General features: G+C 65.4%; 15 protein-coding genes. All 15 read right to left on the bottom strand.

Annotated features, from left to right (window positions below; genetic code table 11):
* Nucleotides 1-24 precede the first annotated feature (24 nt).
* Nucleotides 25-315, bottom strand: a complete 291-nt coding sequence (locus tag QX039_RS12850; protein WP_315736711.1) for a HypC/HybG/HupF family hydrogenase formation chaperone — start codon at nt 313-315, stop codon at nt 25-27.
* A gap of 22 nt (nt 316-337) precedes the next feature.
* Entirely contained in the window at nt 338-925 is a 588-nt protein-coding gene (locus QX039_RS12845; protein ID WP_315736710.1) for a HyaD/HybD family hydrogenase maturation endopeptidase, read from the bottom strand.
* A 12-nt stretch (nt 926-937) separates the two neighbouring features.
* Nucleotides 938-1,681 carry a Ni/Fe-hydrogenase, b-type cytochrome subunit gene (cybH, locus tag QX039_RS12840; RefSeq protein WP_315736709.1) on the bottom strand — a complete coding sequence of 248 codons (744 nt, stop codon included), beginning with the start codon at nt 1,679-1,681 and terminating at the stop codon, nt 938-940.
* Between the two features lie 15 nt (nt 1,682-1,696).
* On the bottom strand, nt 1,697-3,487 hold the full coding sequence (locus QX039_RS12835) for a nickel-dependent hydrogenase large subunit (protein ID WP_315736708.1): 1,791 nt from the start codon (nt 3,485-3,487) through the stop codon (nt 1,697-1,699).
* Nucleotides 3,488-3,508: 21 nt separating this feature from the next.
* Nucleotides 3,509-4,600 (bottom strand): hydrogenase small subunit, encoded by a 1,092-nt coding sequence (locus QX039_RS12830; protein ID WP_315736707.1) that lies wholly within the window; start codon nt 4,598-4,600, stop codon nt 3,509-3,511.
* A 233-nt stretch (nt 4,601-4,833) separates the two neighbouring features.
* A complete protein-coding gene (locus tag QX039_RS12825; RefSeq protein ID WP_315736706.1) occupies nt 4,834-6,273 on the bottom strand; it encodes a nickel-dependent hydrogenase large subunit in 1,440 nt (479 codons plus the stop codon).
* Nucleotides 6,270-7,286 carry a HupU protein gene (locus QX039_RS12820; protein WP_315737070.1) on the bottom strand — a complete coding sequence of 339 codons (1,017 nt, stop codon included), beginning with the start codon at nt 7,284-7,286 and terminating at the stop codon, nt 6,270-6,272. Before QX039_RS12820 ends, QX039_RS12825 begins: the two co-directional genes overlap by 4 nt.
* 15 nt (nt 7,287-7,301) lie before the next feature.
* Entirely contained in the window at nt 7,302-8,423 is a 1,122-nt protein-coding gene (locus QX039_RS12815) for a HoxN/HupN/NixA family nickel/cobalt transporter (RefSeq protein ID WP_315736705.1), read from the bottom strand.
* Between the two features lie 171 nt (nt 8,424-8,594).
* Nucleotides 8,595-9,911 (bottom strand): trypsin-like serine protease, encoded by a 1,317-nt coding sequence (locus QX039_RS12810; protein ID WP_315736704.1) that lies wholly within the window; start codon nt 9,909-9,911, stop codon nt 8,595-8,597.
* Between the two features lie 145 nt (nt 9,912-10,056).
* Nucleotides 10,057-10,764 (bottom strand): phosphate regulon transcriptional regulator PhoB, encoded by a 708-nt coding sequence (gene phoB / locus QX039_RS12805; protein ID WP_315713503.1) that lies wholly within the window; start codon nt 10,762-10,764, stop codon nt 10,057-10,059.
* A 16-nt stretch (nt 10,765-10,780) separates the two neighbouring features.
* Nucleotides 10,781-11,497, bottom strand: coding sequence for a phosphate signaling complex protein PhoU (gene phoU / locus QX039_RS12800; RefSeq protein WP_315736702.1), 717 nt, complete (start codon nt 11,495-11,497; stop codon nt 10,781-10,783).
* A gap of 30 nt (nt 11,498-11,527) precedes the next feature.
* The gene (pstB, locus tag QX039_RS12795) at nt 11,528-12,349 is read right to left on the bottom strand and encodes a phosphate ABC transporter ATP-binding protein PstB (RefSeq protein WP_315713505.1); all 822 of its coding nucleotides are present in this window, start codon (nt 12,347-12,349) and stop codon (nt 11,528-11,530) included.
* Entirely contained in the window at nt 12,346-13,227 is an 882-nt protein-coding gene (pstA, locus tag QX039_RS12790; protein ID WP_315736701.1) for a phosphate ABC transporter permease PstA, read from the bottom strand. The genes pstB and pstA overlap by 4 nt, the downstream gene beginning before the upstream one ends.
* 3 nt (nt 13,228-13,230) lie before the next feature.
* Nucleotides 13,231-14,229 (bottom strand): phosphate ABC transporter permease subunit PstC, encoded by a 999-nt coding sequence (gene pstC, locus QX039_RS12785; RefSeq protein WP_315736700.1) that lies wholly within the window; start codon nt 14,227-14,229, stop codon nt 13,231-13,233.
* A gap of 96 nt (nt 14,230-14,325) precedes the next feature.
* Nucleotides 14,326-15,336 carry a phosphate ABC transporter substrate-binding protein PstS gene (gene pstS / locus QX039_RS12780; RefSeq protein WP_315736698.1) on the bottom strand — a complete coding sequence of 337 codons (1,011 nt, stop codon included), beginning with the start codon at nt 15,334-15,336 and terminating at the stop codon, nt 14,326-14,328.
* Between the last annotated feature and the right edge of the window lie 923 nt (nt 15,337-16,259).

Raw genomic sequence — 16,259 nt, 5'->3', positions numbered from 1 at the left:
CGCCCGCCCAAGGGCATCACACCGCTACCGCAGATGCTCCGGAAGCTCCGGCTCGCGCCCGATCAGATCGGCGAAGAAGTCGTCGCAATTCTCGCCGTTCACGGCCGCCTGCAGGCCGCGCAGCGCCTCGCCGATCAGCCGCGCTTCTTCGTCATCGAGCAGGCGAACGGCGTTGTCGATATAGACGAGCACCTTGGCTCCGACCGGCGGGTTCGACAGCAACAGCACCGAGACGCGGCGCTCCTCGCCGTCGAAGCTGCACAGCGCCGAGACGCCATCGGTCTCGAGGATTGTCATCGGCAGGCCAAGACACATGTCGGATTCCCTCGCGGCGCGGTTACTCGGCCGTGCGCGCCCGCAGCTCGTAGCTGTGATGGTCGATGTCGTTCGCGAGCAGGCGTTCGTCGCCGGCGAGCGGTTCACGCCGCGACACGGCGGGCGCGCCCCATTCCGCCAGCAGGGCGCAGGCCAGCTCGATCGCCGGCGCGATCTGCGCACGAACCGGCGCAGTCAGCGGACCGCCCCAATCCTCGAGGTCGAGCGGCTGGCAGCCGATCAGCGCAAGCCGCTGCGGATAGCGGCCGAGCAGGTCGGCCGCGCTCAGTACTTCCTGGAAGCCCGTCTGGTGCAGGCTCATCTTCTTGGCGCCGGTGAAGCGCGGCACCTCGTCATCGCGGACGAGCTTGATCTCGCCCGGCACAAGGCCATAGTCGATGGCGTCGAACACGATCAGGCCGTCGGCTTCCTCGACATAGTTGACGAGGTAAAGTCCCTGCGTGCCGCCATCCAGGATCGTGACGTTGTCGGGCACGGTGAAGCGGCGGTGGAATTCCTCCACCACCCGCACGCCGAAGCCTTCGTCAGCCCAGAGAATGTTGCCGATCCCGAGCACCAAAATGCGATCGCGCCCGCGCTCATCGACCATGCCGGCCCCCTGCTAGTCGCGGAACTGCCGTTCGCCTGAGATCATCGAGGAGATGATGCTCTGGCGTGACATGATGTCTTCGCGAATGGCGGCATAGACATGCACCATCACAAACGTGACCAGCGCCCACATCCCGAGGTGATGCCAGGTATGCACATCCTGGCTGTTCGGCCAGATCGCAAACACCCAGCCAAACAATTTGTGCTGCCAGCTGTCGATCCCGGTGCCTTCCGAATAGAGCGCAAAGCCGGTGACGATCATGAAGGTCACGAACAGCGTGAAGCCGATGAACATCGCCGTCTGCGCCAGGGGATTATGGCCGACATACATCTTCGGCTCACGTTCCAGGAAGGCGTACCAGCGGATCTCGTGCAGCACCTCTTTCCAGAACTGCTTGCGATGCACCGGAATGTAGAAGATCTGCCGGGAATGGTGGTTGCCGACGAAGGCCCAGAAGATGCGGGCGAGGAAGAACACCGCCAGCACCTGTCCGGCAGCGAAATGGGCAAAGCGGATATAGCCCATCACGAAGTTTGCCGACGCCTCTCCCGACACCGTCGGGAGAGGTGATCCGATCAGATAACCGGTGATCATCAGAACGATGATCGCGAACGCGTTGACCCAGTGGCAGATGCGCACCGGCGCTTCGTAGACATAGACCGTGGGCCGGCCAACCGCATGCTCGCCGGCGGCGTCGGCTGCGATCGCGGCGATGTCCGTCCCCGACTCGGGCGGGCGTGCAACTGCATCCATCATGACCCTGCTCCCGTGCTACCTGACCTTGACCTTGGCCAGCTCCTGGCCATCCGGACTCATGACGTGCGTCGAGCAGGCCAGGCACGGATCGAACGAATGGATCGTGCGCAGGATCTCCAGCGGCTGCTCGGGATTGGCCATCGGGGTGTTCATCAGCGACGCCTCGAATGCGCCGATGTTGCCCTTGGGATCGCGGGGCGAGCCATTCCAGGTCGTCGGCACGACGCACTGATAGTTGTCGATCTTGGTGTCCTTGATCTTGATCCAATGCGCGAGCGCGCCGCGCGGCGCCTCGGTGAAGCCGACGCCCTTGGCCTCTTTCGGCCAGCTCTCGGGCTTCCATTTGTCGACATTCGCCGTCGAGCTGTCGCCCGCCTTGATGTTGGCGATCAGCTTGTCCTGGAAGTAGCGCATCTGCCGTCCGGCCCACACCGATTCCAGCGCACGCGCCGCGGTGCGGCCGAGCGTGGAGAACAGCGCCGTCAGAGGCAGGTCGAGATCCTTGAGAAACTTGTCGACGGGGTCCTTGAACTCCGCCTTGTTCTGCGCATAGCCGACCACCCAGCGCGCGAGCGGTCCGACCTCCATCGCGTGTCCGCGCCAGCGCGGCGCCTTGATCCAGGAATATTTGCCGCCCTCGTCGAGCTCCTTGATGTCCGTCTTGGTCCCCTTCGCGTTGGGGCCGAGCACGTAGTTCGGCTCGGTGATGCCATCCCAGGGATGCAGTCCCTTGGTCTCGTCGGGGTATTTGTACCAGGAGTGAACCACGAACTCCTGGATCTCGTCCGGATTGGCGTGATCGACCGGAAACACCTCGGACAGGTTGCCGTTGATGATCGCGCCACGCGGCAGCTTCAGGCTCTTGGCGGAGTAGTCATTGGCATGCTCGGGCACGTCGCCATAGGCGAGCACGCTCTTGCCGGACAGGCCGCCGCCATAGAGCCAGTCCTTGTAGAAGGAGCCGATCGCGGCGACGTCGGGCAGATAGACCATCTCATTGAACTCGATCAGGCGATCGATGATCGAGGAGACGAGATTCAGCCGCTCGATATTGATGGCGCCGACCGCACCGGTGCCGTCGATGTTGATCGGACACGGCACGCCACCCACGAGCCAGTTCGGATGCGGGTTCTTGCCGCCGAAGATGGTGTGGATCTTGACGATCTCCTTCTGGAAATCGAGCGCCTCCAGATAGTGCGCCACCGCCATCAGGTTGGCTTCGGGCGGCAGCTTGTAGGCCTTGCTGCCCCAATATCCATTCTTGAACGGGCCGAGCTGCCCCGACTCGACGAACTTCTTGAGGCGGGTCTGGAGGTCCCTGAAATAGCCGGGCGACGACAGCGGCCAGCTCGAGATCGACTGCGCCAGTGTCGACGTCGCCTTCGGATCGGCCGAGAGCGCCGAGACCACGTCGACCCAGTCCAGCGCGTGCAGATGATAGAAGTGCACGACGTGGTCGTGCACTTGCAGCGCAAGCTGCATGAGGTTGCGGATGGAGTTGGCATTCTCCGGAATGGTGATGCCGAGCGCGTTCTCGACCGCGCGCACCGATGTGAGCGCATGCGTTCCGGTGCAGACGCCGCAGATCCGCTCGGTGAAGGCCCAGGCGTCGCGCGGGTCGCGATTCCTGAGGATCACCTCGATGCCGCGCCACATCGTGCCGGTGGAAACCGCATTGCGGATGACATTGTCGGAGTCGACGTTGACCTCGACCCGCATGTGTCCCTCGATGCGAGTGACCGGATCGACGACAATGCGCTTGCCGGAATTGTCGAGATTGAAGCCGTTGGGAGTCTGGATGCCCATCGTTGCCTGCCCTGAATGCGATCAATGATCTTGTTTGGCGTCGTCGCGCTTGGTGGCGAGCCGTTTCACGGCCGTCACCGCCGCATGCGCCGCGACCGCTGCGCCCACCGTGCCCGCGGCCACCATGCCGACCTGGTCGGCGTTGTGCTCGATGCCGAACTGCTTGATGTTGGTGAGGCGGTCGTAGAACGAGCCCTTGTCCCAGAAGCCGTCCTCGGAGCAGCCGATGCAGCCGTGACCGGACTGGATCGGGAACGACACGCCGCCGTTCCAGCGCACCGTCGAGCAGGCATTGTAGGTGGTCGGGCCCTTGCAGCCCATCTTGTAGAGGCAGTAGCCCTTGCGCGCGGCCTCGTCGTCCCACTCCTCGACGAACTGGCCAGCGTCGAAATGCGGTCGGCGATAGCACTTGTCGTGGATACGCTGTGAGTAGAACATCTTCGGCCGGCCCTGGCGGTCGAGCTCCGGCAGCTTGCCGAAGGTGGTGATGAAGGTGACGACGCCGGTCATGACTTCCGCGATCGGCGGGCAGCCCGGCACCTTGATGATCGGCTTGTTGGTGATGACCTTGTCGATCGGGGTCGCCTGCGTCGGATTGGGCTTTGCCGCCTGCACACAGCCCCAGGAGGCACAGGCGCCCCAGGCGATGATCGCCATGGCGTCCTCGGCCATCATCTTCAGCTTCTCGACGAACGGCTTGCCGCCGTCGATGCAGAACATGCCACCTTCGTTCAGCGGCGGATTGCCTTCGACCGCAAGAATGTACTGTCCCTTGTACTTCGCACGCGTCTCGTCGAGGATGGCCTCCGCCTGGTGGCCGGCCGCCGCCATGATGGTGTCGTCATAGTCGAGCGAGATCATCGACAGCACGGCATCCTTCACCAGCGGATGCGCCGAGCGGATGAAGCTCTCCGAGCAGCACGTGCACTCCAGCCCGTGCATCCAGATGACCGGCGTGCGCGGCTTGGTTTCGAGCGCATTGGCGATGCGGCTCGCCGCGACCGGGCCGAGGCCGAGGCTCGTCGCGGTCAGGCTGCAGAATTTGTGAAAGCTGCGCCGCGTGATGCCCTGACGCCTGATGACGCTGTAAAAGGTTTCCGTTGCCGCGCCCATGAGTCCTCCCCTGACATCGCGTTGGCGATCATCTGATCGCGTTCTGGCGAGAAGGACAGCAAGATGCGGGCCAGCATCATTGCTGGATTTGAATCATAATGATTTCAGATGCTTGAGGCGGTGCGATCGCAGCGACGGAGCCTTCGGTGGTGGATCGCGCGCGACAATCGGAAATCACGCGCTTTGCACCGACAATCTTGTTTCCGCTTGCCGCCTGCCTGTGTGCAGCGCGCTCAATGCGCCGTGCAGACCATGCAGGGATCGAACGACCGCACCACGTGCTGGATGCCGACCGCACGCGCGCCGGCATCGCCGACCTCGGTGCCGACGAGCGCCTGCTCGAGCGGGCCCGCAACGCCGTTGGCGTCGCGCGGCGAAAAATTCCAGCTCGTCGGCGCGATGATCTGATAACGCTCGATCCGGCCGGAGCGCACTGCGAGCCAGTGGCCGAGGCTGCCGCGCGCAGCTTCCACGAGCCCGACGAAATTGCCGTCGACCGCGCTGGCGCTGTTTTCGCAAAACGGCTCGTTGAGACGCAATGCCTTGATCCAGTGCTCGATCGACAGCGCGAGCTGCGCGGTTTCGATCAGCCGGGCGATGACACGATTGCGGACATTGCTGCGACCGCTCGCGAGCAGCGCGGTGACCAACGGCTGACCGTCGATGGCCTGCCTTGCGAGAGCGCCGACCTCGACCGGTTCTCCCGCGAGACGCGGCGCCTTGCACCAGCTATAGGCGTCGGCTTTGTCGGCATCGGGCACGGTGCGGCTCTCGGACGGATCGAGCGACGTATCGTGCATCCAGGCGTGCGAGACGTCCTCGGTGATGCCGTCCGACGGCAAAGCCTGGACCTCGCCACTGCTCGTGCGGACGCCAGCGCGAAAACGAGCTCCATTGAAGTCGTGATACGCGCCGAAGCTCATCAAGAGACCTGGTCCGCTGCCGAGGTCGGCCAGCGCGAGCGCATCGGCCAGCCGAAGGAAATGCGCGAAGTCGCCGGCTCGGCCCTCGCGCCAACGGTCGAGTTCGTCCGGCGTCGACAAGGCGAGCACGTTCTCCAACTTGTCGGCGAACAGGACGCGCTCAAGGAAACCGCGAAACGACGCCGCGATCGCGCTGAGCCGCACGCGCTCGCCGAGCTCGATCGCGCGGGTCGTCCCGCCTGGCTGGAAGGCGAGACTGTGCGGCCATTTGCCGGCGATCAGGCCCATGATCTCCAGCAGTCGCGCGCGCGCCGGCAGCGCATCGCGGGCAGCGCTGCCCTTCGTCGCCGCGAAACGTTCGGCCGCGGCCGAATGCCAAGCGTGCGAGGCATAAGCATCGCGGGCGAAGTCCGGCATGAAGAAGATGTAGAAATGCGTCAGATGATCCGCCGCGTTCTCGGCCGCGTGCGCGATGTTGCTCGCGAGGATGCCGTTTGGTGCTGCCGCAATGCCCATGGCCTGGCGCAACGCCGCGGCGGCCGCGATCGATTGCGACACGGAGCAGATGCCGCAGATGCGCGGCGCGATCACCAGGGCGTCGAGCGGCGGCCGGCCCTCAAGGATCTGCTCGAAACCCCGATAGAGCGGCGCCGTCACCTCCGCCCGCGCGACGCGGCCGCTCTCGATATCGAGCCTGACCTCGAGATCGCCTTCGACACGATTGAACGGTCCGACCGTGATCCGCGTCATGGACGGCGCTTGTCGCCGGAACGGCCCGGCGGCACCACGACATGATCGGCCGTCGCATTGAGTCGGACGCGGCGCGGCGTGGCCGATTTCGACAGCGCTGCGAGCGCGACGAACCAGGCTTTCGGCATGTCGGTGGGAAGGCCGACGGGGATGCCGGCGAGCTTCGCCGTCTCCAGATAGTTCTGCGCGCTCTCGAAGCCCGGCGAGGTGCAGGCGATGCAGGCATAACCGCCCTTGGTGCAGGAGCCGCCGCCGTTCCACGAGCGCTGATTGCAGTCGCCGACCGCCTGCGTTGCGCGGCAGCCGAGATGCTCCATCAGGCAACCGCGCTCTGACATCGCTTCCGCACTCGCCTTGAACTCGTAGAACTCGTTGCGTGAGCAGCCGTGATGAGCGAGGTGGTTGGCGATGAAGGTCGGACGGCCGACTGTGTCGAGGCCGTCTGCCGTCAGATCGCCCGAGGTAAGCGCCAGCAGGCTCTCCATCATCCAGCCCGGATGCGGCGCACAGCCTGCGACGTTGATCACCGGCAGCCCGCGTTTCGAGCGGAAGGCCGCGCCAAGCGCGCCGCCGATATCGCTGCCCTCGAACTGCAGTCCGACCGCATCGGTCGGATTGATGCCAGCCGCGGGAATGCCGCCATAGGCGGCGCAGCTGCCGACGGCAACGACGTAGTCGGCCAGCGGCGCCAGATCGAGCAGCCAGTGATAGATCGAGCGGTTGGTGCCGGCGAGCATGTTGAAGCGGCCGGTCAGACCAGGTCCGCGCGCCACCGAGCCTTCGAGCACCAGCAGATCGAGCCGCTCGCGACCGTCGCGGATCGCCTCCAACAGCTCCACCACCTCGTCCCCGGTCTGCTCGCTGACGGAGGGATGCCATACCAGATCGATGCCGGATTGGCGCAATTCGTCGAACCAGCCGGACGCGCCGCTTTCCAGGATCGACATCGTGCAGCCGCCGCAGCTCGCGCCCTGCAGCCACAGCATCCTGATCGTTCCCTCCGAGCCGACCATCATGAGGCCCCGCTCCTAGCCCGTCTTATGCGTTCCGCTTCGTATCGCCGGCGGGTTTAGCGCCCCCGCACGAACGCTGGCAAGCGCTTCGCCGGGCGTCGCCTCGGAACCGCGCTGACTGCGACCGAGCAGCATGGCGACCGCCCAGATCAGTCCGAACACGCCGATCGCGACGAGCCCGAGATTGGCGACGTCGCCGCCCAGCGCGGTGGCGACGTCAGCCCATCCCCCCGTCAGGCCAAGCCGCGGCGCCAACAGCGTGAACGCCTCGAAGCTGCCGATCACCAGCGCGATGGCAACGGATGCGCCGGTGATCACGAGGTTATAGCGCAGCTTGCGTGCGGGATCGGTCAGCGCCCAGCGATAGGCGCCGACCATCAGCATGCTGTCGGCGGTGTCGACGGTGGCCATCGCAGCCGCGAACAGCGCCGGGAATACCAGCACATGGGCGAGGCTCGCGCCGCGCGCAGCCTCGGTCGCCGACAGGCTGAGAAGCCCGATCTCGCTCGCGGTGTCGAAGCCGAGACCGAACAGGAAGCCGAGCGGATACATGTGCCAGGCGCGTCCCACCAGGCGGAGCACGGGGCGCAGCAGGCGGATGAGGATGCCCCGTCCGCTGTTTCCGGCTGTTTCCATCTCGGACTGCGGCTGTGCGGCGCGGCGCCAGAGGTTCACGAACAGAATGAGGTTCGCCAACGCGATAAGCAGCAGGAAGCCGGCCGATACCGACGTGCCGATGACGCCGCCGATCGCCCTGATCGCACTCTCTTCATCCAGGAGGTCGGCGCCGGCGATGAGGCTCACGACGATGGTGGCGATGACGACGACGCTGGAATGGCCGAGCGCAAAATAGAGGCCGGCGGCGCGCGGAGGGTTACCGTCCTGCACCAGCTTCCGCACGACGTTGTCGATGGCCGCGATGTGATCCGCATCGACCGCATGGCGCAGCCCGAGCAGCCAGGCCAGCATCGCGGTGCCGACGATGGCGGGCCGGTCGGCGTAGAGCGCGAATGCCCAGGCCCAGGCGAGCGCGTTGGCCGCGACCAGCCCGCCGACGAGCGCAACGTTGCGGCCGGGCTGCGACCGCCACCACAGCAGCCGCGCGGCCCGAGGATGATCAATTGGAACAATCGTCATACTCGGACTATAGCAAGAGCTAGGCCAGTTCGGTAAAGGCCCCGCTGCAGGCGAAAGCTGCAGGAAAACCTGGGTGGCGCTTCCCGGACCGCCCTCTCGCTTGGCAACCCGCTATCCAGTCACGCACAGATCATGACCAGCGGCGGGACCTCGTCTCTCTCGCTCCTTCCCTCACCGCGCCGAGGCACTCTGCGCCGCGATCTCGCGGCGCACGACCGCCTCGAACTGGCTCGCGGGGGCGGCGAACATCAGCCGGGTCTCCTCGTGGAACGCCGAGAAGATGCCGACCACGGCCGGCTCCCCGCCGACCTCGGCCAGGATCGGCGAGCCCGAATAGCCGAAATTGGCCAGGCAATGCACTGTCAACAGCCGGGCATCCCCGGTCATGCCGGCGCTGCAATTGCGCTGGCCGGTCGGCGAATAGCGCCGCTCCTGGCCATAGCCGATCTCGGAGATGGTTCCGGCCGTGGTCGCAGCCGCGAGCTCCTCGCGGGTCAGCGCCTTGACCGCCACCGGCTTCGACGGCAGCGCATCCTTCAGCACGATCAGCGCCCAATCGGCGGGCGAGCGGTCGAGCGACCATCTGTCGTGCCGGGTCGGGACGAAATCGGGCGCCACGATCAGCTTGTCGGCGACCGACGATGCCGCCGGCGTGCCACGGTTCATGCCGGCCAGGAAGCGGACATTGCCGGGGCTGACCTGCGCCACGCCGTTGAAGACGCAATGCGCGGCGGTGAGCACGACGCGCGGCGCCACCAGGGTGCCGGTGCACCAGCCGCCGCTCGAGTATTGCGCGACGGTGACGACGCCGATCGACGACGCCGGCCAGGAGGTGGGATCGACGACCTCGCCGATGTGGCGATCGAGCCCGAGCAATTGCTCCGGACGCGGAGTGGCAATGCCCGCATCCGCCGATTCCGGTTTCGGCTGCCAGGACGCAATGGCGCTCTGGGCCTGGACGCGCTGCGGCTCGGTCAACCTGACCCGCTGCACGTCGCGGCCGGCCGATCGCACGCCACTACGGCCCGCCATCACCAGCCAGGCATAGCCCTGCACGACGTCCTGTTTCACACCGCGGCCGTCGAGCAGCATCAGGCCGAGCATGTATTGCGACTGGGCGAAGCCCTGCGCCGCGGCGCGGCTGAACCAGCGACTGGCTTCGCCGTAGTTGGAGGCAACACCCTCGCCATTGACGTAGGCGATGCCGAGATAATGTTGCGCGACGGCGAGCCCCTGATCGGCGGCCTTGCGGTACCAGGCCAGCGCCTCGCTCGGATTACGCGGCACGCCCCAGCCGAACGCCTGCATGAAGCCGACGTCGAACTGCGCCCGCGCATCGCCCTTGGCGGCCAGCGGCAGCAGCCGTCGCATCGCCGCCGCATGCTGCCCGTTGCCTGCCGCCGCGACCGCGTCCTCGAGCTCGGCGGCCGGGGCGCCCGCCAAGCTGCCGAGCAGCATGACAAGAGATATGATGATGGTCTTGATCAAGGGCGTCCGCTGGGACCGAAACATCGTGACGGGCCACGAAGCAGACACGATCAAGACGGCGGCGGCGTGGCGGAAAGCGGACCGCGATCTCCTCAATCGGGCCCGCTCGCGCCTCACACCTTCTTCATCCTCACGCCCATCGCCCTTACACCTGCTCGCTCTTGGCGAAGCGATCATCGAGCGCATAACCGGCGCCGCGCACGGTGCGGATCGGGTCCTGCTCGCGGCCGGGATTGAGCAGCTTGCGCAGGCGGCCGATATGGACGTCGACGGTGCGCTCGTCGATGTAGATGTCGCGGCCCCAAACGCTGTCGAGCAGCTGTTCGCGGCTGAACACGCGGCCGGGGTGCTCGAGGAAGAATTCGAGCAGGCGGTATTCGGTCGGGCCGAGATCGATCGGCCGCCCCGAGCGCGCCACGCGGCGTTTCTCGCGGTCGAGCTCGATGTCGCCATAGGACAGCACGGTCGCCAGCCGCTCCGGGCTCGCCCGCCGCAGCAGGCCTTTCACGCGCGCCAGGAGCTCCGGCACCGAGAACGGCTTGACGATGTAGTCGTCGGCGCCGGTGGCGAGTCCGCGCACGCGCTCGCTCTCCTCGCCGCGCGCCGTCAGCATGATGATCGGCAATTGCCGGGTCTCGGTCCGCGCGCGCAGGCGGCGGCACAGCTCGATGCCGGAGAGGCCCGGCAGCATCCAGTCGAGCACGACGAGATCCGGAACGCGCTCCTTCAGCCGCGTGTCGGCCTCGTCGCCGCGCGCCACGGTCTCGACCTCGTAGCCTTCGGCCTCGAGGTTGTAGCGCAGCAGCGTCGTCAGCGCCTCCTCGTCCTCCACCACCAGAATTCGGGCGCCCATGTCTGAACCGTCTCTCTTAGTTACCGGGAATCGTCGTCGCGAAGCTCGTCATGTCGCCCTTCGGGCGCTTGTCCATGATCTGCTGGCCTTCGATCATATAGAATACAGTCTCGGCGATGTTGGTCGCGTGATCGCCGATGCGCTCGATGTTCTTGGCGCAGAACATCAGGTGGATGCAGAACGAGATGTTGCGCGGATCCTCCATCATGTAGGTCAGGAGCTCGCGGAACAGCGAGGTGCAGATGGCGTCGACTTCCTCGTCGCCCTTCCACACCGTCATCGCCGCCGGCAGGTCATGCGCGGCATAGGCGTCCAGCACCGTCTTGACCTGCGACTGCACCAGATCGGTCATGTGCTCGAGGCCGCGGATCAGCTTCAGCGGATGGAAGTCGCTCTCCAGCGCCGCGACGCGCTTGCCGATGTTCTTGGCGAGGTCGCCGATGCGCTCCAGATCGGTCGCCACGCGCATCGCGCCGACGATCTCGCGCAGGTCGACCGCCATCGGCTGGCGACGGGCGATCGTGAGCACGGCGCGCTCCTCGATGATGCGCTGCAGCTTGTCGACCTCGGCGTCGGTGGCGACCACCTTCTGGCCGAGCGCGATGTCGCGCCGCACCAGCGCATCGACGGAATCGACGATCAGCCGCTCCGCGAGGCCGCCCATCTCCGATACCAGACGGGTCAGGTCCTGCAGATCGCTGTCGAACGCCTTGGCGGTATGTTCACTGGCCATGATGATCTCCTGAAGGCAATGTCGTCGGCGTCAGCCGAACCGGCCGGTGATGTAATCCTGGGTCCGCCGATCACTCGGCGAAGTGAAGATCTTGCTGGTGTCGTCGAACTCGATCAGCTCGCCGAGATACATGAAGGCGGTCTTGTCGGAGACGCGCGCCGCCTGCTGCATGTTATGCGTCACGATGGCGATCGTATAGTTTTCGGCCAGCTCCTGGATCAGCTCCTCGACCTTGGCGGTCGAGATCGGATCGAGCGCCGAGCACGGCTCGTCGAACAAGATCACCTCCGGCCGGACCGCCACGGTGCGCGCGATGCACAGCCGCTGCTGCTGGCCGCCGGACAGCGACAGGCCCGAGGCGTTGAGCTTGTCCTTGACCTCGTTCCACAACGCGCCGCCGCGCAGCGCCTTCTCGACCCGGTCGTCCATCTCCGACTTCGAGATCTTCTCATAGAGGCGGATGCCGAAGGCGATGTTTTCGTAGATCGTCATCGGGAACGGCGTCGGCTTCTGGAACACCATGCCGACCCGGGCGCGCAGCAGATTCAGATCGAGCTTGGGATCGAGGATGTTGGTGTTGTCGAGCATCAGCTGCCCGGTCGCCCGCTGGCCCGGATAGAGATCGTACATCCGGTTGAAGATGCGCAGCAGCGTGGACTTGCCGCAGCCGGACGGGCCGATGAACGCGGTGACGCGGTTGGTGCCCAGCGACAGGTTGATGTTCTTCAGCGCGTGATGGTCGCCGTAGTAGAAGTTGAGGTTGCGCGCGGTCACCTTGGCCGGCGCATCCGGAAGCGCCTTGCCGTGAAGAGCGTGATTGGGCTGACTGACGGAGACGGACAGTTCGGTCATTTGGTGTTCCTCTCGGCGCCAAGAATGCGTGCACCGATGTTCAGGGCGAGCACGGCCAGAGTGATGAGAAGGGCTCCGCTCCAGGCCAGTTGCTTCCAGTAGGCATAAGGGCTCTGGACGAAATTGTTGATGGTGACGGGCAGGTTCGCCATCGTCCTGGAAAGGTTGAGGCTCCAGAACTGGTTCGACAGCGCGGTGAACAGCAGAGGCGCGGTCTCGCCGGCGACGCGGGCGGTGGCAAGCAGCACGCCGGTGATGAGGCCCGAGCGCGCCGCCCGATAGGCGATGCGGCGGATCACCAGCGAGCGCGGCAGGCCGAGCGCAGACGCCGCCTCGCGCAGCGGGTTGGGCACGAGCAGCAGCATGTCCTCGGTGGTGCGCAGCACCACCGGGATCACGATGACCGCCAATGCAAGGGAACCCGCGAGTGCCGAGAAGCCGCCCATCGGCACCACGACCGCACCATAGATGAACAGGCCGATGATGATCGAGGGCGCCGACAGCAGGATGTCGTTGATGAAGCGGATCACCGAGGTCAGGCGGTCGTTGCGGCCGTATTCGGCGAGATAGGTGCCGGCGAACAGGCCGAGCGGCGCGCCGATGCCGACGCCGATGATCGTCATGATCAAGGAGCCGACGATGGCGTTGCGCAGGCCGCCTTCGCTGGAGCCGGGTGGCGGCGTGTCGGCGGCAAAAACCTGCAGGCTGAGGCCGGCGAGTCCGTTATAGAACAGCGTGAACAGGATCAGCGCCAGCCAGGTGACGCCGAACATCGCGGCGGCGACGCAGAGGCCGCGGATCACGATGTCCCTGCGGCGCCGGCGCGCATAGATCGGATTGACCGGCGCATCGAGTGTAAGCGTATCAGCGCTGGACATGGCTTATTTTCCCGCCTTGGCTTCGAGCCGCATGAGCATCAGCCGCGCGCTCGCCAGCACGAAGAAGGTGAGCACGAACAGCAGCAGGCCGAGCAGGATCAGGCTCGACTGGTGCAGCCCGTCGCTCTCCTGGAATTCGGAGGCGATGGCGGCCGAGATCGTGGTGCCCGGCGCGAAGATCGAGGATGAGATCCGGAACGAGTTGCCGATGATGAAGGTCACCGCCATCGTTTCGCCGAGCGCACGGCCCAGCGCCAGCATGACGCCGCCGATGACGCCGACGCGGGTGTAGGGAATGACGACGCTGCGCACGACCTCCCAGGTGGTGCAGCCGACCCCGTAAGCGGCTTCCTTCAGCACCGGCGGGACGGTCTTGAACACGTCGACCGAGATCGAGGTGATGAACGGCAACACCATGATCGCCAGGATCAGCGAGGCGTTGAACAGGCTGAGATAGGACGGCGGACCGGCGAAGATGTCCTGCAGCACGGGGATGCCGGCGCAGAGATTGATCATGAACGGCTGGAACGTATAGGCCAGGAACGGCCCCAGCACGAAGAAGCCCCACATGCCGTAGATGATCGACGGAATGCCGGCGAGCAGCTCGATGGCAAGTCCGATCGGACGGCGCAGCCATTGCGGGCACAGCTCGGTGAGGAAGATCGCAATGCCCAGACCGACCGGAATGGCGATCAGCATCGCAATGAAGGACGTGACCAAGGTGCCGTAGATAGGGCCGAGCGCACCGAGCACCGGCGGATCGGCCGACGGCGCCCAGCGCCGCGTCCACAGGAATTCGAAGCCATATTCTCTCATGGCCGGCCATGCGCCGACGATGAGCGACAGGATGATGCCGCCCAGGATCAACAGGACGGAGATCGCGGACAGCCGCGTGATCCAATAGAAGGTCACGTCGCCGAGCTTGAAGGCGTTGAGCGCGCGTGCCCGGTCATAGGGTCCGGCAGCGGCCGCGATATCGCTGACTTCGGTCTGAACCGCCATCTCTGCCAATTCTGCCCCCTGTTCCTTGGACACGCCGCAACCCCGGTAGCGTCCCTCCCCCGGAGGCCGGGAGAGGGGATTTTCGATACGTCCAGCTCAGCTCTTGATGTCGGCCGACCAGGTCTTCTCGATCAGCTTCACGACGCTGTCGGGCATCGGGATGTAGTCGAGCTCCTCAGCCATCTTGCCGCCCTTCTCGAACGACCACTTGAAGAACTTGATGGCTTCGCCGGACGCCGCCTTGTCGGCCGGCTCCTTGTGCATCAGGATAAAGGTCGCCGCCGTCATCGGCCAGGACTTGTCGCCGGGCTGGTTGGCGAGGATCACGTAGTAGCCGGGAGCCTTGGCCCAGTCGGCATTCGCGGCCGCGGCCTGGAAGGCCTCGACGGTCGGCTGCACGGTCTTGCCGGCCTTGTTCATCATGCCGGTGTAGGTGAGCTTGTTCTGCTTGGCATAGGCGTACTCGACATAGCCGATCGAGTTCTTGGTCTGGCCGATGTTGCCGGACACACCCTCGTTGCCCTTGGCGCCGACACCGACCGGCCACTCGACGGCGGTGTTGAAGCCGATCTTGCTCTTCCAGTCGGCGCTCACCTCGGAGAGGTAGTAGGTGAAGTTGAAGGTCGTGCCCGAGCCGTCGGAGCGGCGGACCACGGCGATCGCATCGGACGGCAGCTTGACGCTGGGGTTGAGCTTCTTGATCGCGGCGTCATCCCACTTGGTGATCTTGCCGAGATAGATGTTGGCGAGCGTCTCGCCGTCCAGCACCATCTCGCCCGGCTTCACGCCCTCGAGGTTGACGACCGGCACGATGCCGCCCATCACCATCGGCCACTGCACCAGGCCGTCCTTCTCGAGCTGCTCGGCCTTGAGCGGCGCGTCGGTGGCGCCGAAGGTCACGGTCTTGGCCTGGATCTGCTTGATGCCGCCGCCAGAACCGATCGACTGGTAGTTCAGACCGTTGCCGGTCTCCTTCTTGTAGGCGTCCGCCCACTTGGAATAGATCGGGAACGGGAACGTCGCGCCCGCACCGGTAATGTCGGCAGCGAAGGCCGACGTCGATGCGGCGACCAAGCCGGCAGCGACGATAGCTTTGACGAAATTCATAGCTGGTCTCCATGCTTGGGAAGCGAAGCGCCATCTGCGCCCGATTGCGCTTCCCCGGCCGCTTTACGGGGCCTCAGTGTGGCTTTTATAAAGGTTCGATGACAGTCGGATGACAGTCACAAGCCGTTGATAAGTATTGATCTTTCGATCCAAATCCGAATTTCTACGGGCCAACCGACATATTGCGGCGGGCTGCGGCACCTCGCGTCCGTGCGAGCGTCGCTCCCCCCCCCCCGGGGACAGACCATCACCGCCGTCATCGCCCGCGCGGGCGGGCGAACCAGCATACCACCGGCGGCCATGATCCGCCGAGACGCCGCGGCGTACTGGATGCCCGTCTGCGCCCTGGGGTTATGGGTCCCGGATCGGCGCGCTGTGCGCGCTTGTCCGGGACGACACCGGGGATTGGGTTGGCGACATGAGCAGCCATGGAGATGAGCGCGTGCGTTCCCGCGGCCTACGAGGCCCGAGGTGTGGGTTCGTCGTGTCCCTCCTGATCATGAGAGGGCGCGAGGAAGGCCGGACCTCGGCTGAGGCCCGTGGCCCGCCTGCTCAAAAGAATGCAGGCGGCAGGTACCACAGGTACAGCCGGACAGACCCGGCCTTCCCCGCGCGACGGTGTTAACGGTGTCCTTCGTGCTCTCCCTGGGGATCGGCGTTCTTGCCCCCATCGCCCGCGCGTGCCGTCAAGCAACGACCACGGACTTGACCTCAGCGTCGAGAGGCCAGGACCACACGACTTCGCCGTCCGCGCCGCCTGCGCTCGTCTGGCACAGCCGTCACGTCCATCGCAGCCCACCTCCACGTTCGTGACGACGCGTACGTCCCTCTGCTCGAGGCGGGATGCACGCAGGAGACCATGATTTCCGAAAAATAGCAAGGTAATTATTTTTCTCAGAACATGATCCGCCCTCCCCCGCACG

Origin of the sequence: Bradyrhizobium sp. SZCCHNR1043, from assembly GCF_032489675.1 — a bacterium.
Classification (GTDB): Bacteria; Pseudomonadota; Alphaproteobacteria; order Rhizobiales; family Xanthobacteraceae; genus Bradyrhizobium.
Note: the sequence above shows the minus strand (reverse complement) of the source record. Positions and strands in the feature narration are given on the sequence as shown.

What these genes read in the sequence shown, in the direction of transcription:
- pstS (WP_315736698.1), bottom strand. Translation starts at nt 15,336, where the DNA reads ATGAATTTCGTCAAAGCTATCGTCGCTGCCGGCTTGGTCGCCGCATCG.
- pstB (WP_315713505.1), bottom strand. Translation starts at nt 12,349, where the DNA reads ATGACCGAACTGTCCGTCTCCGTCAGTCAGCCCAATCACGCTCTTCAC.
- QX039_RS12825 (WP_315736706.1), bottom strand. Translation starts at nt 6,273, where the DNA reads ATGACGCGGATCACGGTCGGACCGTTCAATCGTGTCGAAGGCGATCTC.
- QX039_RS12835 (WP_315736708.1), bottom strand. Translation starts at nt 3,487, where the DNA reads ATGGGCATCCAGACTCCCAACGGCTTCAATCTCGACAATTCCGGCAAG.
- phoU (WP_315736702.1), bottom strand. Translation starts at nt 11,497, where the DNA reads ATGGCCAGTGAACATACCGCCAAGGCGTTCGACAGCGATCTGCAGGAC.
- QX039_RS12845 (WP_315736710.1), bottom strand. Translation starts at nt 925, where the DNA reads ATGGTCGATGAGCGCGGGCGCGATCGCATTTTGGTGCTCGGGATCGGC.
- cybH (WP_315736709.1), bottom strand. Translation starts at nt 1,681, where the DNA reads ATGATGGATGCAGTTGCACGCCCGCCCGAGTCGGGGACGGACATCGCC.
- pstA (WP_315736701.1), bottom strand. Translation starts at nt 13,227, where the DNA reads ATGTCCAGCGCTGATACGCTTACACTCGATGCGCCGGTCAATCCGATC.
- pstC (WP_315736700.1), bottom strand. Translation starts at nt 14,229, where the DNA reads ATGGCGGTTCAGACCGAAGTCAGCGATATCGCGGCCGCTGCCGGACCC.
- phoB (WP_315713503.1), bottom strand. Translation starts at nt 10,764, where the DNA reads ATGGGCGCCCGAATTCTGGTGGTGGAGGACGAGGAGGCGCTGACGACG.
- QX039_RS12820 (WP_315737070.1), bottom strand. Translation starts at nt 7,286, where the DNA reads ATGGTCGGCTCGGAGGGAACGATCAGGATGCTGTGGCTGCAGGGCGCG.
- QX039_RS12850 (WP_315736711.1), bottom strand. Translation starts at nt 315, where the DNA reads ATGTGTCTTGGCCTGCCGATGACAATCCTCGAGACCGATGGCGTCTCG.
- QX039_RS12830 (WP_315736707.1), bottom strand. Translation starts at nt 4,600, where the DNA reads ATGGGCGCGGCAACGGAAACCTTTTACAGCGTCATCAGGCGTCAGGGC.
- QX039_RS12815 (WP_315736705.1), bottom strand. Translation starts at nt 8,423, where the DNA reads ATGACGATTGTTCCAATTGATCATCCTCGGGCCGCGCGGCTGCTGTGG.